The sequence below is a fragment of the Thermus arciformis genome (genome assembly GCF_900102145.1).
GTDB classification, from domain to species: Bacteria; Deinococcota; Deinococci; order Deinococcales; family Thermaceae; genus Thermus; species Thermus arciformis.
In genome coordinates, this window is the sequence record NZ_FNBC01000001.1 from 44,798 (window position 1) to 69,222 (window position 24,425).

At 69.0% G+C, this 24,425-nt stretch carries 31 protein-coding genes; 12 read left to right on the forward strand and 19 right to left on the reverse strand.

The window, feature by feature from the left end; translation table 11 throughout:
- Nucleotides 1-9: 9 nt before the first annotated feature.
- On the forward strand, nucleotides 10-270 hold the full coding sequence (locus BLP62_RS00320) for a hypothetical protein (RefSeq protein WP_093004729.1): 261 nt from the start codon (nucleotides 10-12) through the stop codon (nucleotides 268-270).
- Here BLP62_RS00320 and purF read toward each other — a convergent pair.
- The 9 genes from purF to purB all read right to left on the reverse strand — a co-directional run bounded on the left by purF (nucleotide 267) and on the right by purB (nucleotide 8,225).
- Nucleotides 267-1,655 carry an amidophosphoribosyltransferase gene (gene purF / locus BLP62_RS00325; RefSeq protein ID WP_093004731.1) on the reverse strand — a complete coding sequence of 463 codons (1,389 nt, stop codon included), beginning with the start codon at nucleotides 1,653-1,655 and terminating at the stop codon, nucleotides 267-269. The two genes, BLP62_RS00320 and purF, sit on opposite strands and share 4 nt — an antisense overlap.
- Nucleotides 1,648-3,822, reverse strand: coding sequence for a phosphoribosylformylglycinamidine synthase subunit PurL (gene purL, locus BLP62_RS00330; RefSeq protein WP_093004733.1), 2,175 nt, complete (start codon nucleotides 3,820-3,822; stop codon nucleotides 1,648-1,650). The genes purF and purL overlap by 8 nt, the downstream gene beginning before the upstream one ends.
- Nucleotides 3,822-4,535 (reverse strand): HAD family hydrolase, encoded by a 714-nt coding sequence (locus tag BLP62_RS00335; RefSeq protein ID WP_093004735.1) that lies wholly within the window; start codon nucleotides 4,533-4,535, stop codon nucleotides 3,822-3,824. Before BLP62_RS00335 ends, purL begins: the two co-directional genes overlap by 1 nt.
- A complete protein-coding gene (gene purQ / locus BLP62_RS00340) occupies nucleotides 4,532-5,215 on the reverse strand; it encodes a phosphoribosylformylglycinamidine synthase subunit PurQ (protein WP_093004737.1) in 684 nt (227 codons plus the stop codon). The genes BLP62_RS00335 and purQ overlap by 4 nt, the downstream gene beginning before the upstream one ends.
- Nucleotides 5,212-5,466, reverse strand: a complete 255-nt coding sequence (gene purS, locus BLP62_RS00345) for a phosphoribosylformylglycinamidine synthase subunit PurS (RefSeq protein WP_093004739.1) — start codon at nucleotides 5,464-5,466, stop codon at nucleotides 5,212-5,214. The genes purQ and purS overlap by 4 nt, the downstream gene beginning before the upstream one ends.
- Nucleotides 5,467-5,477: 11 nt before the next feature.
- A complete protein-coding gene (gene purC / locus BLP62_RS00350) occupies nucleotides 5,478-6,167 on the reverse strand; it encodes a phosphoribosylaminoimidazolesuccinocarboxamide synthase (protein ID WP_093004741.1) in 690 nt (229 codons plus the stop codon).
- Between the two features lie 33 nt (nucleotides 6,168-6,200).
- A complete protein-coding gene (locus BLP62_RS00355) occupies nucleotides 6,201-6,590 on the reverse strand; it encodes a DUF5615 family PIN-like protein (protein WP_093004743.1) in 390 nt (129 codons plus the stop codon).
- Nucleotides 6,587-6,814, reverse strand: a complete 228-nt coding sequence (locus BLP62_RS00360; RefSeq protein ID WP_093004745.1) for a DUF433 domain-containing protein — start codon at nucleotides 6,812-6,814, stop codon at nucleotides 6,587-6,589. The genes BLP62_RS00355 and BLP62_RS00360 overlap by 4 nt, the downstream gene beginning before the upstream one ends.
- Nucleotides 6,815-6,914: 100 nt before the next feature.
- Nucleotides 6,915-8,225 (reverse strand): adenylosuccinate lyase, encoded by a 1,311-nt coding sequence (gene purB, locus BLP62_RS00365; protein ID WP_093004747.1) that lies wholly within the window; start codon nucleotides 8,223-8,225, stop codon nucleotides 6,915-6,917.
- A gap of 75 nt (nucleotides 8,226-8,300) precedes the next feature.
- Here purB and BLP62_RS00370 point away from each other — a divergent pair, with 75 nt between their 5' ends.
- The gene (locus tag BLP62_RS00370; protein ID WP_093004749.1) at nucleotides 8,301-8,588 is read left to right on the forward strand and encodes a nucleotidyltransferase family protein; all 288 of its coding nucleotides are present in this window, start codon (nucleotides 8,301-8,303) and stop codon (nucleotides 8,586-8,588) included.
- 17 nt (nucleotides 8,589-8,605) lie between these two features.
- On the opposite strand, the gene BLP62_RS00375 is transcribed toward BLP62_RS00370, so the two are convergent.
- Together BLP62_RS00375 and BLP62_RS00380 are read right to left on the reverse strand one after the other, a co-directional pair.
- Nucleotides 8,606-9,184, reverse strand: a complete 579-nt coding sequence (locus BLP62_RS00375) for a dioxygenase family protein (protein WP_093004751.1) — start codon at nucleotides 9,182-9,184, stop codon at nucleotides 8,606-8,608.
- The gene (locus BLP62_RS00380) at nucleotides 9,181-9,741 is read right to left on the reverse strand and encodes a YceI family protein (protein ID WP_093004753.1); all 561 of its coding nucleotides are present in this window, start codon (nucleotides 9,739-9,741) and stop codon (nucleotides 9,181-9,183) included. The genes BLP62_RS00375 and BLP62_RS00380 overlap by 4 nt, the downstream gene beginning before the upstream one ends.
- A gap of 81 nt (nucleotides 9,742-9,822) precedes the next feature.
- Here BLP62_RS00380 and BLP62_RS00385 point away from each other — a divergent pair, with 81 nt between their 5' ends.
- The 9 genes from BLP62_RS00385 (at nucleotide 9,823) to BLP62_RS00425 (ending at nucleotide 14,720) form a co-directional block, all read left to right on the forward strand.
- Nucleotides 9,823-10,482: an HAD family hydrolase gene (locus BLP62_RS00385; protein WP_093004755.1), complete on the forward strand. Its 660-nt coding sequence runs from the start codon at nucleotides 9,823-9,825 to the stop codon at nucleotides 10,480-10,482.
- Nucleotides 10,479-10,844 (forward strand): carboxymuconolactone decarboxylase family protein, encoded by a 366-nt coding sequence (locus tag BLP62_RS00390; RefSeq protein ID WP_093004757.1) that lies wholly within the window; start codon nucleotides 10,479-10,481, stop codon nucleotides 10,842-10,844. The genes BLP62_RS00385 and BLP62_RS00390 overlap by 4 nt, the downstream gene beginning before the upstream one ends.
- Nucleotides 10,816-11,496, forward strand: a complete 681-nt coding sequence (locus BLP62_RS00395; protein ID WP_093004759.1) for a uroporphyrinogen-III synthase — start codon at nucleotides 10,816-10,818, stop codon at nucleotides 11,494-11,496. The genes BLP62_RS00390 and BLP62_RS00395 overlap by 29 nt, the downstream gene beginning before the upstream one ends.
- Nucleotides 11,497-11,540: 44 nt before the next feature.
- Entirely contained in the window at nucleotides 11,541-12,656 is a 1,116-nt protein-coding gene (gene hemA, locus BLP62_RS00400; protein WP_093004761.1) for a glutamyl-tRNA reductase, read from the forward strand.
- The gene (ccsA, locus tag BLP62_RS00405) at nucleotides 12,653-13,405 is read left to right on the forward strand and encodes a cytochrome c biogenesis protein CcsA (protein WP_093004763.1); all 753 of its coding nucleotides are present in this window, start codon (nucleotides 12,653-12,655) and stop codon (nucleotides 13,403-13,405) included. Before hemA ends, ccsA begins: the two co-directional genes overlap by 4 nt.
- A 62-nt stretch (nucleotides 13,406-13,467) precedes the next feature.
- Nucleotides 13,468-13,743: a hypothetical protein gene (locus tag BLP62_RS00410; RefSeq protein ID WP_093004765.1), complete on the forward strand. Its 276-nt coding sequence runs from the start codon at nucleotides 13,468-13,470 to the stop codon at nucleotides 13,741-13,743.
- The gene (locus BLP62_RS00415; protein WP_093004767.1) at nucleotides 13,733-14,101 is read left to right on the forward strand and encodes an SHOCT-like domain-containing protein; all 369 of its coding nucleotides are present in this window, start codon (nucleotides 13,733-13,735) and stop codon (nucleotides 14,099-14,101) included. The genes BLP62_RS00410 and BLP62_RS00415 overlap by 11 nt, the downstream gene beginning before the upstream one ends.
- Nucleotides 14,098-14,355, forward strand: a complete 258-nt coding sequence (locus BLP62_RS00420) for a hypothetical protein (RefSeq protein WP_093004769.1) — start codon at nucleotides 14,098-14,100, stop codon at nucleotides 14,353-14,355. The genes BLP62_RS00415 and BLP62_RS00420 overlap by 4 nt, the downstream gene beginning before the upstream one ends.
- Complete coding sequence (locus BLP62_RS00425; protein WP_093004771.1) at nucleotides 14,349-14,720, forward strand: DUF2089 domain-containing protein; 372 nt, start codon at nucleotides 14,349-14,351, stop codon at nucleotides 14,718-14,720. The genes BLP62_RS00420 and BLP62_RS00425 overlap by 7 nt, the downstream gene beginning before the upstream one ends.
- On the opposite strand, the gene BLP62_RS00430 is transcribed toward BLP62_RS00425, so the two are convergent.
- Genes BLP62_RS00430 through BLP62_RS00455 form a run of 6 tightly spaced genes read right to left on the reverse strand, consistent with a single transcriptional unit; the run spans nucleotide 14,674 to nucleotide 22,695 of the window.
- Nucleotides 14,674-16,080, reverse strand: a complete 1,407-nt coding sequence (locus BLP62_RS00430) for a sensor histidine kinase (protein ID WP_093004773.1) — start codon at nucleotides 16,078-16,080, stop codon at nucleotides 14,674-14,676. The two genes, BLP62_RS00425 and BLP62_RS00430, sit on opposite strands and share 47 nt — an antisense overlap.
- 24 nt (nucleotides 16,081-16,104) lie before the next feature.
- Nucleotides 16,105-16,779 (reverse strand): response regulator transcription factor, encoded by a 675-nt coding sequence (locus BLP62_RS00435; RefSeq protein WP_093004775.1) that lies wholly within the window; start codon nucleotides 16,777-16,779, stop codon nucleotides 16,105-16,107.
- 32 nt (nucleotides 16,780-16,811) lie between these two features.
- Nucleotides 16,812-17,429 (reverse strand): PAQR family membrane homeostasis protein TrhA, encoded by a 618-nt coding sequence (gene trhA, locus BLP62_RS00440; protein WP_093004776.1) that lies wholly within the window; start codon nucleotides 17,427-17,429, stop codon nucleotides 16,812-16,814.
- Nucleotides 17,430-17,437: 8 nt separating this feature from the next.
- Entirely contained in the window at nucleotides 17,438-19,831 is a 2,394-nt protein-coding gene (gene ppsA, locus BLP62_RS00445; RefSeq protein ID WP_093004778.1) for a phosphoenolpyruvate synthase, read from the reverse strand.
- Nucleotides 19,828-20,718 carry an AAA family ATPase gene (locus BLP62_RS00450; RefSeq protein ID WP_093004780.1) on the reverse strand — a complete coding sequence of 297 codons (891 nt, stop codon included), beginning with the start codon at nucleotides 20,716-20,718 and terminating at the stop codon, nucleotides 19,828-19,830. Before BLP62_RS00450 ends, ppsA begins: the two co-directional genes overlap by 4 nt.
- On the reverse strand, nucleotides 20,719-22,695 hold the full coding sequence (locus tag BLP62_RS00455; protein ID WP_093004782.1) for an elongation factor G: 1,977 nt from the start codon (nucleotides 22,693-22,695) through the stop codon (nucleotides 20,719-20,721). It lies immediately after the preceding gene.
- Between the two features lie 56 nt (nucleotides 22,696-22,751).
- Between BLP62_RS00455 and BLP62_RS00460 the strand changes: the two genes are divergently transcribed.
- On the forward strand, nucleotides 22,752-23,126 hold the full coding sequence (locus BLP62_RS00460) for a M67 family metallopeptidase (protein ID WP_093004980.1): 375 nt from the start codon (nucleotides 22,752-22,754) through the stop codon (nucleotides 23,124-23,126).
- Here the strand turns inward: BLP62_RS00460 and BLP62_RS00465 are convergent.
- Together BLP62_RS00465 and BLP62_RS00470 are read right to left on the reverse strand one after the other, a co-directional pair.
- Nucleotides 23,123-23,602 (reverse strand): flavin reductase family protein, encoded by a 480-nt coding sequence (locus tag BLP62_RS00465; RefSeq protein ID WP_093004784.1) that lies wholly within the window; start codon nucleotides 23,600-23,602, stop codon nucleotides 23,123-23,125. The two genes, BLP62_RS00460 and BLP62_RS00465, sit on opposite strands and share 4 nt — an antisense overlap.
- A 24-nt stretch (nucleotides 23,603-23,626) precedes the next feature.
- Complete coding sequence (locus BLP62_RS00470; protein WP_093004786.1) at nucleotides 23,627-24,418, reverse strand: inositol monophosphatase family protein; 792 nt, start codon at nucleotides 24,416-24,418, stop codon at nucleotides 23,627-23,629.
- Between the last annotated feature and the right edge of the window lie 7 nt (nucleotides 24,419-24,425).

The following is a 24,425-nucleotide window of genomic DNA, read 5'->3' on the forward strand; positions in this document are numbered from 1 at the left end:
GCTTAGGCCATGAAAGGGAACGCCTTCACCATCTTGAAGTGGGGCCTTCTGCTCACCCTGGTCGTCCTCCTCCTCACCATCCTCCTCATCAACTTCACCACGAGCCGCGACCTTCCCGAGCTGGTGCGGGTCCAGGTGGAGCGGTACGCCGTGTGCAGCTACTGGTTCTTCGGCTGGCACCTGGCCTCCACCGGGGCCTTCGCCCTCGCCTTCTTGCTGGTGGGGTTTTTGGGCGGGCTTGCCCTGGGGCTTTTCCTGAGGCGGGGCTAAAGCTCTAGGGCGAGCTTCTCTCCCTCCTCGGGCACCCCCGCCGGGTAGCGCCCGTTGAAGCAGGCGAGGCAGACGGGCCGCCCGATGGCCCGCCTCACCCCCTCCTCCGAGAGGAAGGCCAGGGAGTCCGCCCCGATGTAGGCTCGGATCTCCTCCACGCTCTTCTCCGCGGCGATGAGCTCCTTGCGGGCGGCGGTGTCTATGCCGTAGTAGCAGGGGAAGCGGATGGGGGGGCTACTGACGCGGAAGTGGACCTCGAGGGCCCCCGCCTCCTTGAGCATGCGCACGATGCGGCGGCTCGTGGTGCCCCGAACGATGGAGTCGTCCACCAGGACCACCCGCTTGCCCCGTACCGCCCCCGTGGGGGAGAGCTTGAGCCTCGTCTTTAGGTCGCGGAGCTCCTGGGTGGGCTGGATGAAGGTGCGGCCGGCGTAGGGGTTCTTGTAGAGGCCGAACTCCAGGGGGAGCCCGCTCGCCTTGGCGTAGCCCACGGCGGCCCCGATGCCCGAGTCGGGGACGGGGACCACGAGGTCGGCCTCCGCGGGGGCCTCCCGGAAAAGCTCCATCCCCATCCTCACCCGGGCCTCGTAGGCCTCGGCGCCGTCCAGGACGCTGTCGGGCCGGGCGAAGTAGATCCACTCAAAGGCGCAGGGGGTGGGCTCTGGGGGGAGGGCCTGGAGGCTTTGCAGCCTTCCTTCCTCCACCCAGACCACCTCCCCGGGGCGCACGTCCCGCACGTACTCCGCCCCCATGAGGAGGAGGGCCGGGGGCTCGGAGGCGAAGGCGAAGCCCCAGGGGGCCCTGCCAAGGACGAGGGGCCTCACCCCGTGGGGGTCGCGGAGGGCGAGGAGGGTCTTGCGGTCCATGAGGAGGATGGAATACCCCCCCTGAAGGAGCCGCATGGCCTGGGCGGCGGCCTCGGGGAGGGAGAGGTGGCCCAGGCGGGCGAGGAGGAGGAGCATGACCTCCGTGTCCGAGGTGCTCTGGAAGGTGGCCCCCTCCCGGAGGAGCCGGTCGCGGAGGGGCTTGGCGTTGGTGAAGTTGCCGTTGTGGGCGATGGCCAAGACCCCGTGGGCGGTGCGGGCGGTGAGGGGCTGGGCGTTGATGCGCAGGTTGGAGCCCGTGGTGGAGTAGCGGGTGTGGGCGAGGCCCAGGCGGGCCTCGGGAAGGCGGAGCTTCCCCAGGCGCTCCTCGGTGAAGACCTGGTTCACGAGGCCCAGGTCCTTTTCCACCAGAAATTCTTTGCCGTCCGTGACCGCCATCCCCGCCGCCTCCTGGCCCCTGTGCTGCAGGGCGAGGAGGCCGAGGTGGAGAAGCCCGGCCACGTCCACGGGGCCTTCGCTCCAAAGCCCGAGGATGCCGCACTCCTCCTGGGGCTTATCCATCCAAAACCTCCCTGAGGGGCGCTTTCCAGGCGGAAAGCAGTTCCTCCAGGCTCCACTCTAGGACACCCCCCGGGGTCAGGACCGTGAGGGTCTTCCCCCCGGTCTCCCCCAGGACCCGGTAGGGGAGGCCCCGCTCCTCCAGAAGGAGGGTGGCCTCCTGGAGGCGGGCCTTCTCCACGGTGAAGAGGACGCGGCTTGGGGCCTCGCCGAAGAGGGCCTCGAGGCTCCCCTCCCGCACCTCCACCGTGGCCCCCACCCCGTAGGGGAAGGTCATCTCGGCGAGGGCCACAAGAAGCCCCCCTTCCGCCACGTCGTGGGCCGTCCGGGTGAAGCCCAAGGCGATGAGGTCCCGGATCGCCTCCTGCACCGCCTTTTCCCGCCCGAGGTCAAGCCTTGGGGGGTGGCCGAACTCTTTCCCCGTGAGGAGGTAGAGGACCTCGCTCGCCCCGAGCTCCCCCCGTTCCTCCCCGAGGAGGAGGAGGACCTCCCCCGGGCGCCTAAAGCCCATCTCCGCTCGCTTGTCCACCTCCAGGATCCCCACCACCCCCACCATGGCCGTGGGGGGGATGCGCCTCCCCCCGCTTTCGTTGTAGAGGGAGACGTTCCCCGAGACCACGGGGACGCCCAAGGCCTCGCTCGCCTCCTTGAGTCCGGCGATGGTCTCCTGAAGCTCGTGGTAGCCCTCCGGGGTCTCCGGGCTTCCCAGGTTGAGGCCGTCGGTGTAGGCGAGGGGCTTCGCCCCCACCACGCTGACGTTCCGGCAGGCCTCCGCCAGGGCGTGCATGGCCCCAAGCCGGGGGTGGAGGCGGCTATACCGGGGGTTCTGGTCCACCTTGGCGGCGACGCCGAGGCGGGTGCCCTTGATCCATAAGACGGCGGCGTCGCCTCGCCCCGGGAGGAGGGCGGTGCGGGTCCCCACCTGGTGGTCGTACCGCTCGTAGACCGCCTCCCGGCTCGCCAGGTTGGGGGAGGCGAGGAGCCTCCTTAGGACCTCCTGGGGATCGGCCTCTAAGGGGGGGATGGGGGTTTCCCTAACCCTCCGCACCTCGGGGTCCTCCCGCCCCACCCGCACGTAGGTGGGGGCCTCGGCCAGGGCCTCCGTGGGCACCTCCGCCACCACCTCGCCCCGGAAGAGGACCCGGAAGACCCTTTCCGGGATGGTCCTGGCCACGGGGACGCAGTCTAGGCCCCACCTGCGGAAGACCGCCTCCAGCGCCTCCTCCTTCCCCTCCTTGGGCACGAGGACCATCCGCTCCTGGCTTTCCGAGAGGAGGAGCTCCTCCGGGGTCATCCCCTTCTCCCGGGTGGGGACGAGGTCCAGGTGGAGCTCCACCCCGAGGCCCGACTTGTGGGCGAGCTCCGAGAGGCTACTGGTGAGCCCCGCCGCCCCCATGTCCTGGACGCCTTCCACGAGGTCCAGCGCTATGGCCTCGAGGGTGGCCTCCATGAGGAGCTTGCCGAGGAAAGGGTCCCCCACCTGGACCGCGGGCCGGTCCTCCTCCTTCTCCTCCTTGAGCTCGCGGCTCGCGAAGGCCGCCCCGCCGATCCCGTCCCGGCCCGTCTTGGCCCCGGCGTAGTAGATGGGGCGGTCCAAAGAGGCCCGGCTCCGCCGCAGGTGCTCCTCCCTTAGGAGGCCGAGGGCCATGGCGTTCACCAGGGGGTTTTCTCGGTAGCCCTCGTGGAAGTAGAGGTCCCCGCCCACCGTGGGCACCCCGATGGCGTTGCCGTAGAAGCTGATCCCCGAGACCACCCCCTTGAGGAGGTAGCGGCTTCGCCCTTCGGGCGGCCCGAAGCGGAGGGAGTCCAGGAGGGCGATGGGCCTCGCCCCCATGCTCAGGATGTCCCGGAGGATCCCCCCGACCCCCGTGGCCGCCCCCTGGAAGGGCTCCACCGCCGAGGGGTGGTTGTGGCTCTCAATCTTGAAGGCCACGGCCCAGCCCTCGCCGATGCGCACCACGCCGGCGTTTTCCCCGGGACCTTGGAGGACGGCCTCCCCCTCCTTGGGGAGGGCTTTGAGGAGGGGGCGGGAGTTCTTGTAGGCGCAGTGCTCGCTCCACATCACCTTGAAGAGGAGGAGCTCCACCCGGTTCGGCTCCCGCCCGAGCCTCCGGACGATCTCCCGGTACTCCCCTTCCGGGATCCCGATCTCCTTGGCGAGGGCTTCCATCACGTGAGGAGGGAGAGGAGCTCCCGGTGGTCCTTCACCTTGGCCGTGGGCTTCGCCTCCCCGTTCACCTCCCTCAGGCCCACGTACTGGACCGCCCAGGGGTAGCCCGTCCCGAAGGCCCCCTTGATGTCCGTCTGGGGCAGGTCCCCCACGTGCAGGGCCTCCTCCGGGGCCACGTCCAGGGCCTCGAGGGCCACGCGGAAGGCCTCGGGCTTGGGCTTCACGAAGCCCGTCTCGTCGGAGAAGCTAAAGGCCTGGAAGACGTCCAGGCCCTGCCGCTTCAGGTGCTCCCGCAGGAGGCGGCCCGGGGTCATGCCGGTGTCGGAGACGATGGCCAGGGGGTATTTCTTGGCGAGGTCCTTCAGGACCTCCACCCCGGGGAGGGGCTTGAGGGGGGCGAGGAGGGAGCTTTCCTCCAGGCGCCTTGCGGTGAGGGCGATGAGCCCGGGGTCGTGGGGGGCGCCGAGGAGGGCGAAGATCCGGGCCACCCGTTCGTAGACGGGCAGGTGTTCCCCCGCCTTCCAGGCCTCCTCAAAGGCCAAGGCGGCCTGGCGGTAGGCCTCCCGCACCTCGGCCTCCTCGGCGGGGTGCCCGGCCTCGGAGAGGGCGTCCAGGAGGATCTCGTACCGGGCGGGCATGACCTTTTCCAAAAACGCTTCCCCCTCGGTGAAGAGGGTGCCCCAGAAGTCAAAGGTGATGGCTTTGGGTTTCATCGTGCCACCTCCACGGCGAGCCCCAGGAAAAAGGGGAGCCCGTCGGTGTTGCCCAAGACCTCGTCCACGGCCCTTTCGGGATGGGGCATCATGCCGAGGACGTTGCCCCTTTCGTTCGTGATCCCCGCGATGTCGTTTAGGCTCCCGTTGGGGTTGTAGTCCGCCTCCCCCTTCAGGGGGGCGTAGCGGAAGACCACGAGCCCCTCCCCCTCGAGCCGGGCGAGGGTTTCGGGATCGGCGTAGTAGCGGCCCTCCCCGTGGGCGATGGGAAGCCTCAGGACCTGGCCCCTTGGGTAGAGCCGGGTGAAGGGGAGGTCGTTCCGCTCCACCCGCACCCCCACCTCCTTGCAGGTGAAGTGGAGGTTGAGGTTGGCAAGGAGCGCCCCCGGAAGAAGCCCCGCCTCCGTGAGGATCTGGAAGCCGTTGCAGACCCCCACCACGTACCGCCCCTCCTCGGCGAAGCGCCGCACCGCCTCCATCACCGGGCTCTTGGCGGCGAGGGCCCCCGCCCTCAGGTAGTCCCCGTAGCTGAACCCCCCGGGCAGAAAGACCCCGTCAAAGCCCCGGAGGTCCCTTTCCGTGTGCCAGACGTACTCCGCCCGAAGCCCCGCCTTCTTTAGGGCGAAGCGGGCGTCCTCGTCGCAGTTGGCGCCGGGGAAGCGGACGATGGCCCACCTCATGGGAGTTCCTTTAGGGCTTCCAGGGCGTAGACCTCCATCACCGGGTTGGCGAGGAGGGCGCCCATGGCCTTGGCCTTCGCCTCGGCCTCCAGGAGGTTTTCCGCCGGGAAGACGATCTCCAGCACCTTCCCCACCCGCACCTCCTCCACCGGGTGGCCGAGGTCCTTCAGCACCCCCTCCACCGCCCGGCCCTGGGGGTCCAGGATGCCCTTCTTCAGCTCAATGAGCAGGGTGGCCTGGTAGCGCGGCATATGGCCCAAGTCTACCCCAGGACCCGCCGGAGCACCTCCCGGTAGGCCTCCTCCACGCCGCCTAGGTCCTTGCGGAAGCGGTCCTTGTCCAAAGGCTCCCCCTTTTCGTCCCAAAGGCGCATGGTGTCGGGGCTGATCTCGTCGGCGAGGAGGACCTCCCCCCCAAGCCGCCCGAACTCCAGCTTGAAGTCCACGAGCTCTAGGCCCCGCTCGGCGAAGAAGGCCTTGAGGAGTTCGCCCACCTTGAGGGTGGTGCGCTTCACCGCCTCAAGCTCCTCTTCCCCCGCAAGCCCCAGGGCGAGGACGGCGTTCTCGCAGATCAAGGGGTCCCCCAGGGCGTCGTTTTTGAGGGAGAACTCCAGAAGGGGCGCCCCAAGCGGGGTCCCCTCCTTCAGGCCGTAGCGCCGGGCGAAGCTTCCCGCCGCCAGGAAGCGGAGGATCACCTCCAGGGGGAGGATCTCCACCCGCCGCACCCGCATCTCCCGGTCGGAGACCTCCTCCAGGAAGTGGGTCTTGACCCCGTGGGCCTCGAGGTAGCGGAAGAGGGCCGCCGAGACCTTGTTGTTCACCACGCCCTTGCCCGGGATCACCCCCCGCTTTTGCGCGTTGAAGGCGGTGGCCTCGTCCTTGAAGTAGACCCTTAAGGTGTCCGGGCCTTCCCGGTAGAGCACCTTGGCCTTGCCCTCGTAGAGCTTTTCCATGCCTCTCCCTGTGGGCCTGAGGGCCCGTTACCTTCATTGTAGCGGCAGGAGGCGAACCCGCGTTTTCTCGGGTCCGATCACCGCCAGGGCTCCCCGTTCCAGAGCTTCGGGGAAACGCCTTAAGACCTCCAGCACTGGGGGTAGGGCCTCGGGGGGTACTGGGGGTAGGGCCTCGGGGGGTTCCGTGTAGGGGAGGCGGAGGAGGATCACGCTGGGCCCGTCCTCTCCTGTGAGGGAGAGGAGGTGGCCGAAGTCCAGGTCGGCGGTGAGGATGGTGTAGCCCTGCTCCCTGGCCCAAGCGAAGAGTACCTCGTCGGGGGCGTTAGCCGGGCCCACGTGGCGCCACCATACGGCTTCGTACCCCGAGGCCTCGAGCGCTTCCCGCCAGCGCGGCGAGAGGTTCATGTCCACCAGGATCTTCACAGACTTAGGGCGTGCTCTTCCTCCTCCAGCCTCCAAGCGGCGTAGGCGAGGGCTTCCCGAATGTCCTCGAGGGTAAGCTCGGGGTAGTCCCGGAGGAGGTCCTCGGGGCGTTCTCCGTAGGCCAACCGCCGGAGCAGGGCCGCCACCGTGAGGCGCAGCCCCCGGATGGTGGCTTTACCGCCGAAGAGGCGAGGATCGTGGGTGATCCGGCTAAACCGGGGCATGCCCTCATTCTAAGTACCCCGCTTCGGCTTGCGCCAGAGCGGGGGCCCCCAAAGGCTTCTGGCCAGGGGACCCCATGTTGCAAAGTTCGGGTGCGGGCGCTTAGAGCCCAAAGCGGGCGTAGATGGCGTCCACGTGCCGGAGGAAGGGCTTGGGGTCAAAGAGGGCCCTCAGCTCCTCCCCCTTGAGGGGGTTCTCGGGGTCGGCCTCCAGGAGTTCCAGGAAGCTCCGCTCCTCCTCCCAGCTCCTTAGGGCGTTCCGCTGGACGAGGGCGTAGGCCTTGTCCCGGGAAAGGCCCCGGGCGATAAGGGCGTTTAGGACCTGCTGGGAGTAGACGAGGCCCCGGGTGAGCTCCAGGTTCCTGGCCAGGTTCTTTTCAAAGACCTCGAGGCCCTCGAGGATCCCCTTGAGGCGTCTTAAGGCGTAGTGGGCCAGGGTGGTGGCGTCGGGGAGGACGACCCGTTCCACGGAGGAGTGGGAGATGTCCCGCTCGTGCCAGAGGGCGATGTCCTCCAGGGCAGGCCCTAGGTACCCCCTTAGGAGCCTCGCCACCCCGGTGAGGTTCTCCAGGCCCACGGGGTTCTTCTTGTGGGGCATGGAGGAACTTCCCGTCTGCCCCTCGCGGAAGGGCTCCTGGGCCTCGAGGACCTCCGTGCGCTGGAGGTGGCGTAGCTCCACGGCCACCCGCTCTAGGTTCCCCCCCAGGAGGGCGAGGGCCGCCATGACCTCGGCGTGCCGGTCCCGGGGGACGACCTGGGTGGAAAGGGGCTCGGGCCTGAGGCCCAGGCGCCGGGCCACGTGGGCCTCCACCTCGGGGGGCACGTGGGCGTAGTTGCCCACGGAGCCCGAGAGCATGGCGACCCCGATGGTCTCCCGCGCCCGCTTAAGCCGTTCCTCGTCCCTTTGGAAGGCGGCGTAGAAGGAGAGGAAGCGGAGGCCGAAGCTCGTGGGCTCGGCGTGGACCCCGTGGGTGCGGGCGATGGCGGGGGTGTGCTTGTAGCGGAGGGCGAGGGCCCTAAGGGCCTCCTCCACCCCCTTAAGCTCCTCCAGGACGAGGCCTAGGGCCTCCACCAAGAGGGCGTTTTGCGCCGTGTCCACCACGTCCGAGCTGGTGAGGCCGAGGTGGAGGTAGCGCCCCACCTCCTCGTCCCCCGTCCACTCCACTAGGGCCCGGGTGAAGGCCACGAGGTCGTGGCGGGTTACCGCCTCAAGCTCCGCCACCCTTTGGGCGAAGGCGGCGTCCAGGGGCTTTTCCTCTAGCTTGGCGAGAAGCCTCGCCGAAAGGCCCCGCGGCACTTCCCCTAAGTTCTCCCAGGCCTCGAGGGCGTAGGCCTCCACCCGGGCCCACATCCGGTAGCGGCTTTCCTCCGACCAGAGGCGGGCCATCTCCGGCGTCTGGTAGCGGGCGATCATGCCCTTTAGGGTACCAGGGAAGGGGGGTATACTGGGAGCACGGCGGGGGTTAGGCCCCTTTCGGGGGGGTGAACCATGAAGACCCTGGGCGGGATCCGGCGCATCCTGGCCCGGCACAAGCCGGAGCTTCGGGCGCGCTTCGGCGTGCGGGAGCTGGCCATTTTCACCCGGGGGGAAGCCACCCCCTTAAGCGACGTGGATATCCTGGTAGCGCTAGAACGCCCCCTAGGGTGGGAGATTGTGGACCTGCGCGATTACCTAGAAGCCCTACTGGGGCTTCCGGTGGACCTGCTGACCGCAGGGGCCTTGCGGCGCAAGCCGCACTTGTGGCAAGCGGTGCAAGAAGACCTGGTTCATGCCTAGGCGGAATGCGCGCCTCTTCATCCGGGCAGGGTGAGGACGAAGGCCCCCCGGTACCCTTCCCCCTCCCGTTCCAGGCGGAGGAGGAGGTCCGCCCGGAAGAGGCCGTCCTGGCGGTTGTTCACCCGGGGCATCCCCCTTTCCCGGTAGGGCGGGAGGGCGTAGACCTCGCGCTGGACCTCCTCGGGGAAGAAGAGCTGGGTGGCGAAGCTCCGCCCTCCCGCCTCCACCCTTAGGTGCAGGTGGGGGGTGCGGCTTGGGTACCAGCCGGGGAAGAGGGTGAGGAAGGCCGCCTGCCCCTCCCCGTCCGTGCGCCGGAAGCCCCGGCAGAAGGTCCCGGGGGCGTTGACCCCGGAGTAGCGGCCCAGGGCGTCCGTGTGCCAGAGGTCCACCCGGGCGCCTTCTAGGGGCCTGCAGGCCCGGTCCCGCACGCGAAGGAGGAGGCGCAAGGGCACTCCGGGAAGCCCCTCCCTCAGGTCCTCCCGTTCGGGGACCTCCCTGAGGTAGTAGGGGCCTTCCGTGAGGGCCGGGGTGGGGGCGCAGGCCTGGCCCCGGGCCAAGGGCAGGAGGAGCATTCCCAAAAAGGCGCGCCGCTTCATTGGCGTTTAAGGAGGAGTTCCACCTCCAGCCGGATGCGGTTTTCCACGCTCAGGAGGATGGGCACCCGGGGCTGGACCAGCTTGAACTTCTCAAAGGGAAACTCCGTCTTCAGGAAGACCCGCACCTCGTCGCCCTTGAACTCCGCTTCTCCCTCCCACACCACCTCCTCCGTGGCGTCCCGTATGGTGAGGTCCCCCACCACCTGGATGGCCGCCTTGCCGCTTTGGGGGAGGGGGTTGGGCAGGCCCCTCACCTCCTTGGGCCGGAAGGTGGCGGTGGGGAAGCGGCCGGTTTCTAGGGTGTTCTGCCGCAGGTAGTTGTCCCGCCGGGCCTGGTCGCTCCTAAGCTCCCTCAGGTCCACCACGAACTCCCCGCTCGCCCGCCCCCCCTGGAGCCGGACCTCCCCCCGGACCGCCTTGGTGGTGCCCACGGCGTCCGTTAGGCCAACGCCCACCAGCTGCTCCCGCACCCGGTAGCGGGCCTCCCCCGAGGCCACCTGGAAGGTCTGGGCCAGGGCCGGAAGGGAAAGGAGCGCCGCCCAGAGAAGCCAACGCATCTTCACCTCCTTTACCGCTACGAAAAGCGTAGCAGGGCCAGGTTAGAGGCAGGTTAAAAGGCGGGGGCTTAGACTTGAGCTATGGTCCGGGCCCTGACCTTTGACGTGGGGAACACCCTGATCCTGGCGAGCCCCCGCTTCTGGCTCCTGCCCTTTCTGGAAGAGCGGGGCCTGAGGCCGCGAGGGGACGTGCGCAAGGCGGCCCTCGAGGCCTTCCGCTTCTACGAGGAAAACCACCTGAAGGCCCGGGACCTGGAGACCGCCTTGGGCCTTTGGCGGGAGTTCCACCGCAGGCTCCTCGCGGGGATGGGCCTCGAGGACCACGCCGAGGCCCTTTCCCGGGAGCTCGTGGCCCGCTGGCAGGACCCCGCCACCTGGCCCCTCGCCCCGGGGGCGGAGGAGACCCTGAGGGCCCTCAAGGCCAAGGGGTACCCCCTGGCCGTGGTCTCCAACTGGGACGCCACCCTGCCGGAGATCCTCGAGGCGGTGGGCCTCAGGCGCTACTTTGACCACCTCGCGGTGAGCGCCCTCTCCGGCTACGCCAAGCCCGACCCGAGGCTCTTCCAGGAGGCCCTGGCGGCCCTCGGGGTTTCCCCGGGGGAGGCGGTGCACGTGGGGGACGCGGAGGCCGACCTCCTGGGGGCGGAGGCCGCGGGGATGCGGGCCCTCCTCTTTGACCCCTTGGGGGAGAACCCCAAGGCCCTCTCCCGGCTCCAGGGGGTGCTAGACTACCTCCCATGAGCGTCCGGGCCGCCATCTGGGGGGAGAAGCAGGAGGCCATTGAGGCGAGCCTAAAGGCGGTGGACGAGGACCTCTTCCGCTACATCCGCGACTTCGCCTACGAGGAGGTCCTGGCCCGCCCCGGGCTGGACCTGAAGACCCGGGAGCTCCTCGCCATCACCGCCCTCATCGCCTTGGGTAGCCCCAAGGAGCTCGCCACCCACCTGGAGGGGGCCTTGAGGGTGGGGGCCACGGAACGGGAGGTGCGGGAAGCCATCCTGCAGTCCGCCCTCTTCCTGGGCTTTCCCCGGGCCCTGGCCGCCATGAAGCTTTTCCAGAAGGTGCTTAAAGGTCGTGGTGCTCCTCACGAGGGGGAAGGATAGGGCGCTTCTTGCGAGGCTTGCCGCCCTCGGCATAGAGGCGGCGGAGGTGGCCCTTCTGGAGCAGGTGGACCTCCCCGCCTTTGCCCTCCTCCCCGCAAGGCTCCAGGAGGGGTGGGACTACGTGGCCGTGACCTCCAAGGAGGGGGCAAGGCGCCTCCTCCTTGCCTGGGAGGAGGCGGGCCGCCCCTTTCTGAGGGTGGCTGCCGTGGGGGAGGGCACGGCGGGGGTCCTGAGGGCGGGGGGGCTTCCCCCGGCCTTCCTGCCCCCACGGGCCACGGCCAAGGACCTGGCCCAGGGCTTCCCCGAGGCGAGGAGGGTCCTCTTCGTGGCCGGGGACCTGGCGGGGCGGGACCTGGAGGAGGGCCTTAGGGCGCGGGGGGTGGAGGTGGAGCGCCTCGAGGTCTACGCCACCCGGGAAAGGGCCCTCGCCCCAGAGGAGCGGGAGCTTTTGGAACAGGCCCAGGTGGTGGCCTTCTTCAGCCCAAGCGGGGTGCAGGCCTTCGCCCGCCACACGGAAAGGCGCCCCAAAGCGGCCGCCATCGGCCCGAGCACGGCCGAGGAGGCGAGGCGGCTCGGCTTCCCCGTGGTGGAGGCGGAAAGCCCGGGGCTAGAGGGGCTTTTTCGGGCCGTCCTCCGGGCCCTTGGGCGGTAGGGGCTTACGTCCCTACCCCCTTGGCGTATACTCTTCCCCAGAATATGGCCCTGCCCCTCTACCTGGTGGGCCTTTCCCACAAGACCGCCCCCCTGGAGGTGCGGGAAAGGGCCGCCTTGGACCCGGTGGTGGCCCTCCCCGCCGCCCTTATGGCCTTGGGCAAGGGGGTGGTCCTCTCCACCTGCAACCGCACGGAGCTTTACGGGGTGGGAAGCCCCGAGAAGGCCAGGGCCTTCCTCCTGGAAAGGGGGGTGGCCCCCCGGCACCTTTACGTGAAGGAGGGGGTGGAGGCCCTGCGCCACCTCTACCGGGTGGCCGCGGGCCTGGACTCCCTGGTGGTGGGGGAGGCCCAGATCCTGGGCCAGGTGCGGGAGGCCCTCTTCCTGGCCAGGAGGCAGGGCGCCACGGAAAGCCTCCTGGAAAAAGCCTTCCAGACGGCCATCGCCCTGGGCAAGCGGGCCCGGAGCGAGACGGGAATCGGGGCGGGGGCGGTGAGCGTGGCCTACGCCGCCTTGGACCTGGCCCTTGCGGTCTACGGGGACCTTTCCGGGCTTTCCGTGGCCGTCTTGGGGGCGGGGGAGATGGCGGAGCTCTTCCTCACCCACCTGAAGGCCCACGGGGTGGGGCGGGTTCTGGTGGTGAACCGCACGGAAGAACGGGCCAGGGCCTTGGCGGAGCGCTTTGGCGGCGAGGCCTTTGGCCTTTCCGGGCTTCCCCAGGTCCTCCGCCAGGCGGATTTGGTGGTGGCCTCGGCCGCCGCCCCCCACTACCTGGTGGGCCCTGAGGACCTGCCCAAGCGGGCCAAGCCCCTCTTCCTCATAGACATCGCCCTTCCCCGGAACATCCATCCCAGGGTGGGGAGCCTTCCCCACGCCTACCTCTACAACCTGGACGACCTGGAGCGCGTGGTGGAGAAAAACCGCAGGGCCCGGGAGGGGGAGGTGCCCAAGGTGGAGGCCCTCATTGAGAAGGCCCTCGCCGACTACCTGGAGTGGTACGCGGGCCACCGGGTGCGGGAGGCCATCCGGGCCCTGCGGGAGAGGCTTTTCCAGGAAGTGGCCCAGGAGCTTCCCGGGGCCGACTTCCCCACCTGGCACAAGGAGGTGGGCCGCCGGGCCCATCCCCTGATCCTGGCCCTCAAGGCCCAGGCCCGGCCATGACCCCCGCGAGCCCTTTGGCCCTCCTGGGGGTGCTCCTCTTGGCCCTGGGGCTCTTCTGGCCCCGGGGGGCGGGGTGGGGGGCGTGGCTTTACCTGGGGGCGGCCTTGGCCGACGCCCTCGCCAAGGGGCCCTTTTCCGGCCCCGCCCAGCCCGCCCTCCTCCTGGGGGGGCTTCTTGCCCTCCGGGGGGAGACCCTGTGGCAGAGGCCCTGGCTCGCGCCCCTGAGGCGCTACCTCCTTCTCCTTTCCCTCCTCCTCGGGCTTTTCGCCCTAAAGGCCCTGCCCCACCCCAGGGAGGGGCTTTCCCCCTGGCTTGCCCTCCTGCACGGGGGGGCCTTTTTGGTGGCCTACCTGGCCCTGAGCGTGGGGGTGGGGGCCGGGGTGATGTGCGCCCTCCAGGACCTGCGCCTCAGGCGGGCCCCGGAGAAGGCGGTGAAGGGGGCTCCCCTTTGGAGCCTGCGCCGCCTGGAGCGGGGGTACCTCCGGGTGGGGTATCTGGCCACCACCTTGGGCCTGGGAAGCGGCATGGCCTGGGCCTTCGGCTACTTCGGAAACCCCTTGAGCCTAGACCCCAAGGAGGTTTCCGTCCTCTTGGGCTGGCTTTCCCTCACCCTTCACTTCCTCCTGGAGGAGAGGCTTCGGGGGCTTCCCCGGGCGGGGCTTCTCCTCCTGGCCTACGGCCTCCTCCTCTTCGCCTTCCTGGGGGCTCCCTTCCTGGCGTCCCGGCACCCCTCGAGGCTAGGGTTCTAGATATGTAAAGCTAGGCTTGACAGATTATAAAGCAGAAGTTACAATCCTCCACGAGGTGGAGGATGTGGAGCCCGTGGTGGGACCCCGAGGCGGGAAAGGGGCGGCATGAGGCCCTCCTTCGCGAGGCCGAGTGGGAGAGGCTCCTCAACCCTGGCGGAGAGCAGGGCAAAGTCCACCCGCCAATCGTCAGCCTCCTTCGCGAGGCCGAGTGGGAGAGGCTCCTCAACTCCCTTCGCGTCCCTTGGCGCCTCAGGCTGGCCCGGGCGCTCCTTCGGTGGGCCCTGCGGCTTGCCCCGGAGGCCAAGCGGGAGCTTAAGGAGGTTTTCCATGGAGGATAGGCGGCGCGTATTGGAGATGGTGCGTTCGGGCGAGATCGGGGTGGAGGAGGCCTTGGCCCTCCTCGAGGCCCTGGAGGCGCGGCCCAAGGCCAAGGGGCCCTTCCAGGTTCTCAAGGTGCGGATCAACGCCTACGAGGAGGGCAAGCCCGTGCGGGTGAACGTCAACCTGCCCCTGGCCCTGGCGGAGCTTTTGGAGGCCTTCCTCCCCCAGGAGGCCAAGGCCACCCTGGCGGGGAAGGGGGTGAACCTCAAGGACCTCCTCCAGGTGGTGCGGGAGGGGGTGCCCGAGGGGAAGCTCGTGGAGATCGCGGCGGAGGAGGAAGGCCACCCGGTGCAGATCCTGGTGGAGGTGGCGTGATCCCCTTGCGGCCCCGGTTCCTCTACCTCCGGGTGCGGGGGCCTTTTCCCTTGCCTCTTTTCCTGGCCCTTCCCCTCTTCGCCCTGGAGTGGGGCCTTCTCCTCGGCCTTTTCCTCCTCAGGACCCGGGCCCTCCTTCGGGGGAAGGCCTTAAGGACGCCCCTGGGGGCGGTCTTCGCCCTGAGGCGGCTTCCTCCTTTGGCGCTTTTGGAGCTGGAGGTGGAGGGGATAGGGGTAAAGGTGGGCGTATGGTGATCCGGCCCCTTCCCACGCGCTGCCCGGCCTGCGAGGGGCCCTTGGCGGTGAAGGCCCTCTTCTGCCCCGCCTGCGGCACCGAGGTGCACGGGCGCTTCGCCTTAAACGAGTTCGCCCTCCTCCCCAAGGAGCACCTGGACTTCCTGCGGCTTTTCGTGAAGACCCGGGGGAACCTCAAGGAGGTGGAGCGGATCCTTGGGGTCTCCTACCCCACGGTGCGGGCCCGGCTGGACGCTCTCCTCAAGGCCCTGGGGTACGAGGGGGAGGACGAGGGGGAAGACCGCCTACGGGTCCTGGAGGCCCTAAGGCGGGGGGAGATCAGCGTGGAGGAGGCGGTGGCCCGCTTGCGGGAAGGGAAAAGCTGAAGGCCGTGCCCTTTCCTACCTCGCTTTCCACCCAGATCTCGCCCCCGTGGGCCTCGAGGATGGCCTTCACGATGGCGAGGCCGAGGCCCGACCCGCCCCGTTCCCGGTCCCGGGCCTTGTCCACCCGGTAGAAGCGCTCAAAGAGGTGGGGGAGGTGCTCCTCGGGGATCCCTTCCCCGTCGTCCTCTACCCGGACCACCGCCTTGTCCCCCAGGTCAAAGGCCTTGAGCCAGACCCTTCTGGCCCCCGCCTTGAGGGCGTTGGAGACCAGGTTGGCCAGGACCTGGTGGAGCCGGTCGGGGTCCCCCAGGACGTGAAGGCCCTCGGGGGCCTCCACCAGGATCTCCCCGTCAAAGCTTTTGGCGAACTCCTCCCGCACCTCCTCCAGGAGGTCCCGCACCCTGAGGGGCACGGGGCGGATCCGCCAGGCGCCGCTTTGCGAGAGGTCCAGGAGGTCGGAGACGAGCTTGCCCATGCGCTCCGCCTCCCGCCGCACGATTTCCAGGCTTTCCCGCTGGGCCTCCGTGAGGGGGGTGCGCCGGAGCAGGTAGCCCACGTGCCCCAGGATGGCGGTGAGGGGGGTCCTGAGCTCGTGGGAGGCGTCCTGGAGGAAGCGGGTCTGGTCCTCAAAGGCCTTTTGCATGCGGGAGAGCATCCCGTTTAGGGCCCGGACCAAGGCGGCCACCTCGTCCTTGCCCTCGGGCTCGGGCAGGGGCTCGGGGCGCTCAGGCATGGCCTCGGCCTTGCGGGCCACCCATTCCAAAGGCTCCAGGGCCCGGGCCACCAGGCTTCGCGCGAGGAGGAGGGAGAGGAGGAGGACGAGGAGGGCCGTGCCCGCGTAGATGCGGGCGAACTGGCTTAAGGTGGCCTCGAGGCCCTCCGTGGGCTTGCCCACCAGGAGGGCCCCCTTCCACACCGCCCCGGAGAGGTTGACCTCCACCTTGCGGGCGTAGACCAAAAGGCGCAAGGGGGCGCCCTCCCGGGGAAGGGCCACTTGGGCCCAGACCTCGCCCTTTTCCAGGAGGGTCCGGTACTCGGCCTCGCCCAAAAGCAGGCGCCCCTGCCCCAGGGCGGGGCTCCTTTGCAGGCTGATGCCCCCTTCCTTGGCCAAGAGGGCCGGGTCCTCCTCGGGAAGGAGCTGGAGCTCGGCGTAGAGGCTTGGGGGGAGGCCGGCCTCCAAGAGGGCCTGGCCTCCGAGGTTCAAAAGGCGCACCACCTGGTTGCTGGCCTCCAGGAGCTCGCTCCGGAGGTTCCGGTAGAGGAAGCTCCTCAGGAGGCCTTCCAGGGCGAAGCCCAGGGCCACCAGGGTCACCAGGAGGAGCCCCGCGGTGAGGAGGGTGATGCGGGTTCTGAGGGTCATGCCGTGGGGGCCTTCTGCCGGGCCTCAGTCCTCCCGGAGCACGTACCCCACGCCCCGCACCGTGTGGATGAGGCGGCGCTCCCCCCCCGCCTCCAGCTTCTTGCGCAGGTAGCCGATGTAGACGTCCACCACGTTGCTCCCCCCCTGGTAGCCCGGCCAGACCTTCTCCTCAATCTCGTAGCGGCTGAAGACCTTGCCGGGGTTCTTGGCGAGGAGCTCCAAAAGCTCAAACTCCTTGTTGGAAAGCTCTATGCGGCGCCCTCCCCGGAAGACCTCCCGGCCCTCGAGGTTGATGATGAGGTCCGCCACCCGGATCTCCCCGGTGATGGCCGGGGTGACCCGGCGGAGGTGGGCCCGCACCCGGGCGAGGAGCTCCTCAATGGAGAAGGGCTTCACCAGGTAGTCGTCGGCCCCCGCGTCCAACCCCGCCACCTTGTCCTCCACCCGGTCCTTGGCGGTGAGGATGAGGATGGGCACGTTGGAGGTCTTGCGGATGCGCTTGGCCACCTCAATCCCGTCCATGACGGGGAGCATCAGGTCCAGGATCACCAGGTTGGGGTTCACCTCCCGGAACTTGGAAAGCCCGGTGATCCCGTCGTGGGCCACCTCCGTGCGGTAGCCCTCGGCCTGGAGCTCAAGCTCAATGAAGCGGGCGATGTCCTTCTCGTCCTCCACGATGAGGATCAGAGGGGGTTCCATGCCCCCATGGTACTTACTTTCTCATGAGAAAGCTAGGTGTAGAGGCTCAGGACTGCCAGGTACATGAAGGCGCTCCCTAGGAGCACCAAGAGGTGCCACACCCCGTGGAACCCCACCCGCCCGGGCCAGGGGTCGGGGCGCTTCCTCGCGTAAACCCAAGCCCCCAGGGTGTAGGAGAGGCCGGAGAGGGCCATGAGGGCGAAGGTGAGGGGAGGAAGGTCAAGCCTGGGCAGGAAGAAGAGGGAAAGCCACCCCAGGGCCAGGTAGGCCAGGGTGTAAAGCCACCTGGGGGCCTTGAGGTAGAGGAGGCGGAAGCCCACCCCGAGGAGGGCGAGCCCCCACACCAGGGCGAGGGCGAAGGTCCTCTCCCTTCCCTCCAGCCCTTTGGCCAGGAAGGGGGTGTAGCTCCCCGCGATGAAGAGGAAGATGGCGGCGTGGTCCAGCCTCCTGAGCCAGGCGAGGCCCCTTTCCCCCAGGTGGAGGCTATGGTAGAGGGCGCTCGCCCCGAACATCAGGGCCATGGTGAGGCCGAAGGCGAGGAGGGCGGGCCAGGCCTCCTTAGGGGCCAGGAGGAGGAGAAGGAGGCTTCCCAGGAGGGCGAGGGGCACCCCGAGGGCGTGGCTTAGGGCGTTGAAGGGCTCGCGGACCATGCCCCAGGCTACCCGATCCCGAGCCTCCTTTCCACCTCGGCCACCTCCCGCACCGTGCGCAGGAGGGCGTCGGGGTTCAGGCTTAGGGAGTCTATGCCCCGTTCCACCAGGAAGGCGGCGAACTCGGGGTAGTCGGAGGGGGCCTGGCCGCAGATGCCCACCTTCTTCCCCTTGGCGTGGGCCTTCTCAATGAGCATGGCCGCGAGGCGCTTCACCGTCTCCCGCCGCTCGTCAAAGAGGTGGGCCACCCGCTCGGAGTCCCGGTCCAGGCCCAGGGCGAGCTGGGTGAGGTCGTTGGAGCCGATGGAGAAGCCGTCAAAGAGCTCGGCGAAGGCCTCGGCCTCGAGGACGTTGGAGGGGATCTCCGCCATCACGTAGACCTCGAGGCCCCCCTCCCCCCGCCTAAGCCCCCCCTCGGCCATGGCCTCCAGGACCTTCTTTCCCTCCTCCGGGGTGCGGCAGAAGGGGACCATGACCATGAGGTTCTTGAGGCCCATCCCCTCCCTGACCCGCTTCACCGCGGCCACCTCCAGGAGGAAGCCCTCCTTGTAGTCCGGGTGGTAGTAGCGGCTCGCCCCCCGCCACCCCAGCATGGGGTTTTCCTCCTTGGGCTCAAAGAGGTGCCCCCCGAGGAGGCGGGCGTACTCGTTGGTCTTGAAGTCGGAGAAGCGGAGGAGAACGGGCCTCGGATAGAAGGCGGCGGCGATGAGGCCGATGCCCTCGCTCAGGCGCTCCACGAAGTAGGCCCGCTTGTCGGGGTAGGCCTCGGTGAGCTCCTCCACCTGGCGGCGCACTTCCTTGGGGAGGGTTTCAAACCGGGTGAGGGCCAGGGGGTGGACGCGCACGTGGCTTGCGAAGACGAACTCCATGCGCAAAAGCCCCACCCCGTCCGTGGGAAGGAGGCTCGTCCTCAGGGCCTCCTCCGGGGTGCCCACGTTCACCAGGATCCGGGTCCGGGTCTTGGGCAGGGTCTCGGGGCGGATCTCCTCCACCTCAAAGGGGAGCCTTCCCCGGTAGACCACGCCCCGCTCCCCCTCGGCGCAGGAGACCGTGACCTCCTCTCCCTCGGGGACGCTCCGGGTGGCCCCCACCGCCCCCACCACCGCGGGCACCCCCAGCTCCCGGGCCACGATGGCCGCGTGGGAGGTGCGCCCGCCCCTTTCGGTGACGATGGCCGCCGCCTTCTTCATGATGGGCTCCCAGTCGGGGTTGGTGGTCTCCGTGACCAGGACCTCCCCCTCCTGGAAGCGGTCCATCTCCCTCGGGTCCCTGAGGACGCGGGCCCGGCCCGCGGCGATGGCCTCCCCCACGGCGAGGCCTTCCGCCAGGACCTCGCCCCGCTTGAGGAGGCGGAAGACGCGGAGGACGGGGGCCTTCTGGGAGTGGACGGTCTCGGGCCGGGCCTGGAGGACGAAGAGCTCCCCCGTGGGGCCGTCCTTGGCCCACTCAATGTCCATGGGGGTGGGGCTTCCCCGCTTCCTGGAGTAGTGGTCCTCAATCTTCAGGGCCCAGTCGGCGAGGCGGAGGACCTCCTCGTCCTTTAGGGCAAAGCGGTTCCTTAGGTAAGGCGGCGTGGGGCGGTTCTTGAGCCGGCCTTCCCTGGGGTCAAAGGCCAGGGTGAGCTCCTTGGCGCCGAGCCTTCGGTAGACCACGGCCCGGAAGCCCTCCCGGAAGGTCTCCTTGTGCACGTAGTACCCGTCCGGGATCACCCGGCCCTGGACGAGGTTCTCGCCCAGGCCGTAGATGGCCGTGAGGTAGACGAAGCCCTGGTGACCGGTGTCGGGGTCCAGGGTGAAGATGACCCCGCTTGCGGCGCTGTCCGCCCGCACCATGCGCTGGACCCCCACGGAGAGGGCCACCTTGAGGTGGTCAAAGCCCATGTGGGCCCGGTAGCTGATGGCCCGCGCCGTGAAGAGGCTCGCCATGGCCCGCTTCACGTGGAGGAGGAGGTCCTCTTCCCCCTGGACGTAGAGAAAGCTTTCCTGTTGCCCGGCGAAGCTTGCCGTAGGGAGGTCCTCGGCGGTGGCGCTACTCCGCACGGCCACGGGGATCTCCTCCTCCCCCGCTTCCTCGGAAAGCCTGCGGTAGGCCTCGAGGATCTCCTCCCGGAGGTCTTGGGGGTATTCGCCCTTCAGGATCAGGTTCCGCAGGCGGCGGCTCGCCCTCTGCAAGGCCTTGGGGTCCTCCGGGTCCAGCCCCTCCAGCTCCCGGGGGATGGCCTCTTTCAGGCCATTATGCTCCAGAAAGTGCCAATAGGCCTCGCTGGTGGTGGCGAAGCCCTCGGGCACCTTGACCCCCAAGGGGGAGAGCTCCCGGATCATCTCCCCCAAGGAGGCGTTCTTCCCCCCCACCAGGGGGACGTCCTCGAGGCCCACCTCGTGGAAAAACCGCACCCACTTCACGGAATCCCTCCTTTCTTTAGGGCTTCCTTCAGCACCCCTTCGGCGCTTTCCCCCGCGTAAAGCGCCTCCTCCGTGAGGAAGAGGCGGTGGGGGAGGGCGAGGAAGGCGGCGTCCTTGAGCTCCTTCCAGTCCACAAAGGGCTTCCCCCGCAGGTAGGCGAGGGCCCGGGCGAGGGAAAGCCACGCCTTGGCCCCGCGGGGGGAAAGCCCCATGCGGAGGCGCCGGTCCTCCTGGGTGAGGAAGGCCACGTGGGTGATGGCCAAAAGGGCCTCCTTGGCCACCCGCACCTCCTTCGCCTCCTCCTGGGCCTTGAGGAGGTCCACCCCCACGGGCTCTGGGATCTTGGGCTCCTCGGTGAGGATCCTAAGCCACACCTCCCGCCTCGGGGGGCGGAAGGGGATCTTGGCGGTGAAGCGGTCCAGTTGGGCCTCGGGCAGGGGGTAGGTGCCCTCCAGCTCCAGGGGGTTTTGCGTGGCCAGGACGAAGAAGGGTTCGGGGAGGGGATAGCGCACCCCCCCTGCGGTCACCGCCCTTTCCTGCATGGCCTCGAGGAGGGCCGACTGCACCTTGGGGGGCGCCCGGTTGATCTCGTCCGCCAGGACCACCTGGGCGAAGACGGGGCCCGGGACGAAGACGAAGCGCCCCTCCCTATAGACCTCGCTTCCCGTGAGGTCCTGGGGGAGGAGGTCCGGGGTGAACTGGATGCGCTTGTAGGCGAGGCCGCTCGCCCGGGCGAAGCCCTCCGCCAGAAGGGTCTTTCCCAGGCCCGGGGTCCCCTCCAAGAGGGCGTGCCCCCGGGCGAGGAAGGTGGCGAGGAGGGCCTCTATGGCCTCCTCCTGGCCGAAGAGCACCCTCCCCAAGGCCTCCCGAAGGCGTTCCAGGGACACCTAGCCCTCCTGGGCCCTCTCCTGGACGATCCTTTGGGCGAGGTGCGGGGGGACCTCGGCGTAGTGGCTGAACTCCAGGGTGTAGGCCCCCGCCCCCCCGGTGAGGCTCGGCAGGACCTTGTAGTACTCCAGGACCTCGGCGAGGGGCACCTCGGCCCGCACCGCGCTTAAGGCGCCTTCCTGCTCCATGCCCAGGATCCGCCCCCGGCGGGCCTGGAGGTCGGAGAGGATGTCCCCCACCCGCTCCTGAGGGACGAGGACCTTGACCTGATAGATGGGCTCTAGGAGCACGGGGTGGGCCTCGGCCATCACCTTCTTGAAGGCCATGCTTGCAGCGATCTGGAAGGCGAGGTCTGAGGAGTCCACCTCGTGGTAGGAGCCGTTGTAGACGATGGCCTTGAAGCCCATCACCGGGAAGCCCGCCAGCACCCCCTTCTTGGCCGCCTCCTTGATCCCCTCCTCTATGGCCTCCTGGTACTTGCTGGGGATGACCCCGCCGGTGATGCGCCACTCAAAGGCGTACTCGCTCGCGGGCTCCAGCCTGAGCCACACGTCCCCGTACTGGCCGTGCCCCCCGGTCTGCTTCTTGTACTTGCCCTGGCCCTCGGCCACCTTCTTGATGGTCTCCCGGTAGGGCACCTTGGGCACGGAGAAGGTCACCTCCACCCCGTAGTCCGAAAGGCGCTCCTTGGCCGTGGCGAGGTGGAGCTCCCCGTGGCCCCAGAGGAGGAGCTCCCCGGTTTCCTCCTGGCGCTCTATCTTCAGGCTTGGGTCCTCCTCCAAAAGCTTCCTCAGGGCCTCGCCCAGCCTGGCCTCGTCCGTGCGCCCCTTGGGATGGAGGGCCACGGGGACGTTGGGCTCGGGCAGGCGGGCGAAGGGCACCTCCTCGCTTTCCGGCCTTTCCCCTTGCCAGAGGACCATGCCCCGGTGGAGGTTTTCCGCCTTGGGAAGCCCCAGGATGAACCCCGCCTCCGCCTCCTCCACCTCCAGGAGGTCCTTCCCCATGGGCACGTAGAGGTGGGGGAGGCGCACCGGTCCCGCCTCGCTTTGGAGGGCGTCCCCGGGCTTAAGCCTTCCCCGGTAGAGGCGCAGGTAGGCCACCTGGCCCATGAAGGGGTCCACCTGGACCTTGAAGACCTTGGCCAGGGGAGGGCCATCCCCGAAGCGCTCTTCGGGGGAGGGGAAGGCCTCGAGGATCAGCTCCAGAAGGGGCAGGACGCCGATGCCCGTTTCCCCGGAGGCCAGGGCCACGGGGTAGAGGAGGCCCCGCCGCACCGCCTCGTGGAAGGCCTTCTCCAGGGCCTCGCCCGTGACCTCCTCCCCCTCCAGGTACTTCTCCAAAAGGCCCTCGTCCGTCTCCACGATGGCCTCGAGGACCTCCTGGCGGAAGCGCTGGGCCCTTTCCCGCTCCTCCTCGGGGACCTCCACCTCCACTTCCCGCCCCTCCTGGTAGCGGTAGGCCTTGCCGTGGAAGACGTCCATGAGCCCCACCCACCGGCTTCCCTCGTAGAGGGGCAGGTCTATGGGGAGGATGGGGCCCAGGGTGTTCCTCAGGTCCTGGAGGAGGGCGTAGTAGTCCCCGCCCTTGTCCAGCTTGGTGACCACCACCATCCGGGGAAGGCCGAGCCTTTCCGCCACGGTCCAGGCCCTCTCCGTGCCCACCTGCACCCCGCTTTCCGCGGAGACGGCCACCAAGGCGGCGTCCGCGGCCTCCAGGGCTCCCCGGATCTCCCCCACGAAGTCCCCGTACCCGGGGGCATCCAGGAGGAAGATGCGGTGCTCCCGGTAGCGCAAGGGGGCGACCCCGGTGCGCACCGTGGTGCGGTGGAGCCTGGCCTCGGGGGTGTAGTCCGTGGTGGTGGTGCCCTCCTCCACCCGGCCCATGCGCTCCTTGGCCCCCGTGTGGAAAAGAAGGGCTTCGGTGAGGGTGGTCTTGCCGCTTCCCGCGTGCCCTACCAGGGCAACCGTTCTGATCATGGCGCCTCCTTCTTGGTGCCCATAGTATAGGGCCGAGGAGGGGGCGATTGTCCCAGGTGCTTTACCTGCCGCGGAGGTTGCTTGAGGAAACGGAGGCCCACCTACGCCGGGAGGCCCCCAAGGAGGGGGTGGGGCTTTGGGCGGGGAGGCGGGAGGTGGAGCGGGTCCTGCCCCTGCCCAACGTCCACCCGAACCCCCTCACGGGCTACCTGGCGGAGCCCCTGGCCCTGCTTAGGGCCCTAAAAGCGCTTGAGCGGGAGGGGCTTTCCCTCCTCGCCATCTACCACTCCCACCCTTCTGGCCCCGCCCTCCCGAGCCCCACGGACATCCGGGAGGCCCGGTGGCGCGTGCCCTACGTCATCTTCGGTACGGACGGCTTCCGGGCCTTTCTCCTCCCCGAGGGGCGGGAGGTGGGGGTGGCGGTGCTTTAACCCCCGTAGAACCAGCCCGTGTCCCACATGACGAGGGGCCTCGCCTCGTAGCGCACCCCGGCCTCCACCACCTCGGCCACCACCAGGCTGTGGTCCCCGCCCGGGTAGAGGTGGCGCACCTCGGCCTCGAGCCAGTAGGGGAGCTTTGTGAGGAGGGGAAGCCCGAAGGTGGGGGAGGGCTCAAAGGGGTGGCCGTTTAGGGTGTCGCCCTCCCGCTGGGTGGGCTTGAAGAAGTCCTGGGCGATGGCCTTCTGGTCCTGGGCCAGGGTCATGAGGGCGAGCCTCCCGGTGCGCTCAATGAGGGCGTGGAGGCGGCTTTCCCGCTTCACCCCCAGGGCCACGAGGGGCGGGGTGAAGGAGGCCTGGGTGACCCAGTTCACCGTGCCCGCGGCGATTTCCTCGCCGTCTTGGGCCGTCAGGACGTAAAGCCCGTAGGTGAAGCTCCGCAGGACTTTCTTCTTGGCCTCGAGGTCCATGCCCCCATTTTAAGCGCCCGCGCCTTAGTCCCGGAGGAGGGCCTCCAGAAGGGCCTGGTGGATCCAGCCGTTCGTGGCCACGATGTAGCGGTGGCCCAGGCGGTAGGGCTTCCCCTCGAGGTCGGTGACCCGGCCCCCCGCTTCCTCCACCAAAAGCCACCCCGCGGCCACGTCCCAGGGGTTGAGCTTCACCTCCCAGAACCCTTCCAGCCTTCCCGCGGCCACGTAGGCCAGGTCCAAGGCCGCGGCCCCAGGTCGGCGCACCAGGAGGCCCCGCTTGAGGGCCCGGCCGAAGTAGACCAGGTTTTCCGGGTCCTGGGCCACGTCGTAGGGGAAGCCCGTGGCGAGGAGGCTTCCCAAGAGCTCCTTCCGCTCCGTTACCCGGATGGGCCGCCCGTTCAGGTAGGCCCCCTCCCCCCGCACGGCGTAGAAGGCCTCGCCGCGGCTCGTGTCCATCACCACCCCCACCTGGACCTTCCCCTCCACCTCCAAGGCCAAGGAGACCCCGTAGAAGGGGAAGCCGTGGGCGTAGTTCACCGTGCCGTCCAGGGGGTCCACGATGAAGCGCACCTCCTTCCCCCCCTCGCTCCCCCCCTCCTCCCCCAGGAAGCCCGCCTCGGGGAAGCGTTCCAAGAGCAGGGCTTTGATGGCCTCCTCCGCCTCCCGGTCCGCCTGGGTCACGAGGTCCGTGGGGCCGGACTTGGTCCCCTGGGTAAAGCCTTTTTCCAGGTAGTAGGCGTGGATGCCCCGGGCCAGGTGGGCGGCCTCCAGCATGGCCTTCAGGTAGGGAAAGAACGGGTGAGCCTTGCCGATCACCCCTTCA

What these genes read in the sequence shown, in the direction of transcription:
- BLP62_RS00375 (WP_093004751.1), bottom strand. Translation starts at nt 9,184, where the DNA reads ATGAAGCGGCGCGCCTTTTTGGGAATGCTCCTCCTGCCCTTGGCCCGG.
- BLP62_RS00390 (WP_093004757.1), top strand. Translation starts at nt 10,479, where the DNA reads ATGAGCGTCCGGGCCGCCATCTGGGGGGAGAAGCAGGAGGCCATTGAG.
- BLP62_RS00335 (WP_093004735.1), bottom strand. Translation starts at nt 4,535, where the DNA reads ATGAAACCCAAAGCCATCACCTTTGACTTCTGGGGCACCCTCTTCACC.
- BLP62_RS00425 (WP_093004771.1), top strand. Translation starts at nt 14,349, where the DNA reads ATGGTGATCCGGCCCCTTCCCACGCGCTGCCCGGCCTGCGAGGGGCCC.
- purC (WP_093004741.1), bottom strand. Translation starts at nt 6,167, where the DNA reads ATGGAAAAGCTCTACGAGGGCAAGGCCAAGGTGCTCTACCGGGAAGGC.
- ccsA (WP_093004763.1), top strand. Translation starts at nt 12,653, where the DNA reads ATGACCCCCGCGAGCCCTTTGGCCCTCCTGGGGGTGCTCCTCTTGGCC.
- hemA (WP_093004761.1), top strand. Translation starts at nt 11,541, where the DNA reads ATGGCCCTGCCCCTCTACCTGGTGGGCCTTTCCCACAAGACCGCCCCC.
- BLP62_RS00370 (WP_093004749.1), top strand. Translation starts at nt 8,301, where the DNA reads ATGAAGACCCTGGGCGGGATCCGGCGCATCCTGGCCCGGCACAAGCCG.
- BLP62_RS00385 (WP_093004755.1), top strand. Translation starts at nt 9,823, where the DNA reads ATGGTCCGGGCCCTGACCTTTGACGTGGGGAACACCCTGATCCTGGCG.
- BLP62_RS00360 (WP_093004745.1), bottom strand. Translation starts at nt 6,814, where the DNA reads ATGCCCCGGTTTAGCCGGATCACCCACGATCCTCGCCTCTTCGGCGGT.
- BLP62_RS00415 (WP_093004767.1), top strand. Translation starts at nt 13,733, where the DNA reads ATGGAGGATAGGCGGCGCGTATTGGAGATGGTGCGTTCGGGCGAGATC.
- purQ (WP_093004737.1), bottom strand. Translation starts at nt 5,215, where the DNA reads ATGAGGTGGGCCATCGTCCGCTTCCCCGGCGCCAACTGCGACGAGGAC.
- BLP62_RS00320 (WP_093004729.1), top strand. Translation starts at nt 10, where the DNA reads ATGAAAGGGAACGCCTTCACCATCTTGAAGTGGGGCCTTCTGCTCACC.
- purF (WP_093004731.1), bottom strand. Translation starts at nt 1,655, where the DNA reads ATGGATAAGCCCCAGGAGGAGTGCGGCATCCTCGGGCTTTGGAGCGAA.
- BLP62_RS00410 (WP_093004765.1), top strand. Translation starts at nt 13,468, where the DNA reads ATGTGGAGCCCGTGGTGGGACCCCGAGGCGGGAAAGGGGCGGCATGAG.
- purS (WP_093004739.1), bottom strand. Translation starts at nt 5,466, where the DNA reads ATGCCGCGCTACCAGGCCACCCTGCTCATTGAGCTGAAGAAGGGCATC.
- BLP62_RS00455 (WP_093004782.1), bottom strand. Translation starts at nt 22,695, where the DNA reads ATGATCAGAACGGTTGCCCTGGTAGGGCACGCGGGAAGCGGCAAGACC.
- purL (WP_093004733.1), bottom strand. Translation starts at nt 3,822, where the DNA reads ATGGAAGCCCTCGCCAAGGAGATCGGGATCCCGGAAGGGGAGTACCGG.
- BLP62_RS00465 (WP_093004784.1), bottom strand. Translation starts at nt 23,602, where the DNA reads ATGGACCTCGAGGCCAAGAAGAAAGTCCTGCGGAGCTTCACCTACGGG.
- BLP62_RS00430 (WP_093004773.1), bottom strand. Translation starts at nt 16,080, where the DNA reads ATGACCCTCAGAACCCGCATCACCCTCCTCACCGCGGGGCTCCTCCTG.
- BLP62_RS00380 (WP_093004753.1), bottom strand. Translation starts at nt 9,741, where the DNA reads ATGCGTTGGCTTCTCTGGGCGGCGCTCCTTTCCCTTCCGGCCCTGGCC.
- trhA (WP_093004776.1), bottom strand. Translation starts at nt 17,429, where the DNA reads ATGGTCCGCGAGCCCTTCAACGCCCTAAGCCACGCCCTCGGGGTGCCC.
- purB (WP_093004747.1), bottom strand. Translation starts at nt 8,225, where the DNA reads ATGATCGCCCGCTACCAGACGCCGGAGATGGCCCGCCTCTGGTCGGAG.
- BLP62_RS00435 (WP_093004775.1), bottom strand. Translation starts at nt 16,779, where the DNA reads ATGGAACCCCCTCTGATCCTCATCGTGGAGGACGAGAAGGACATCGCC.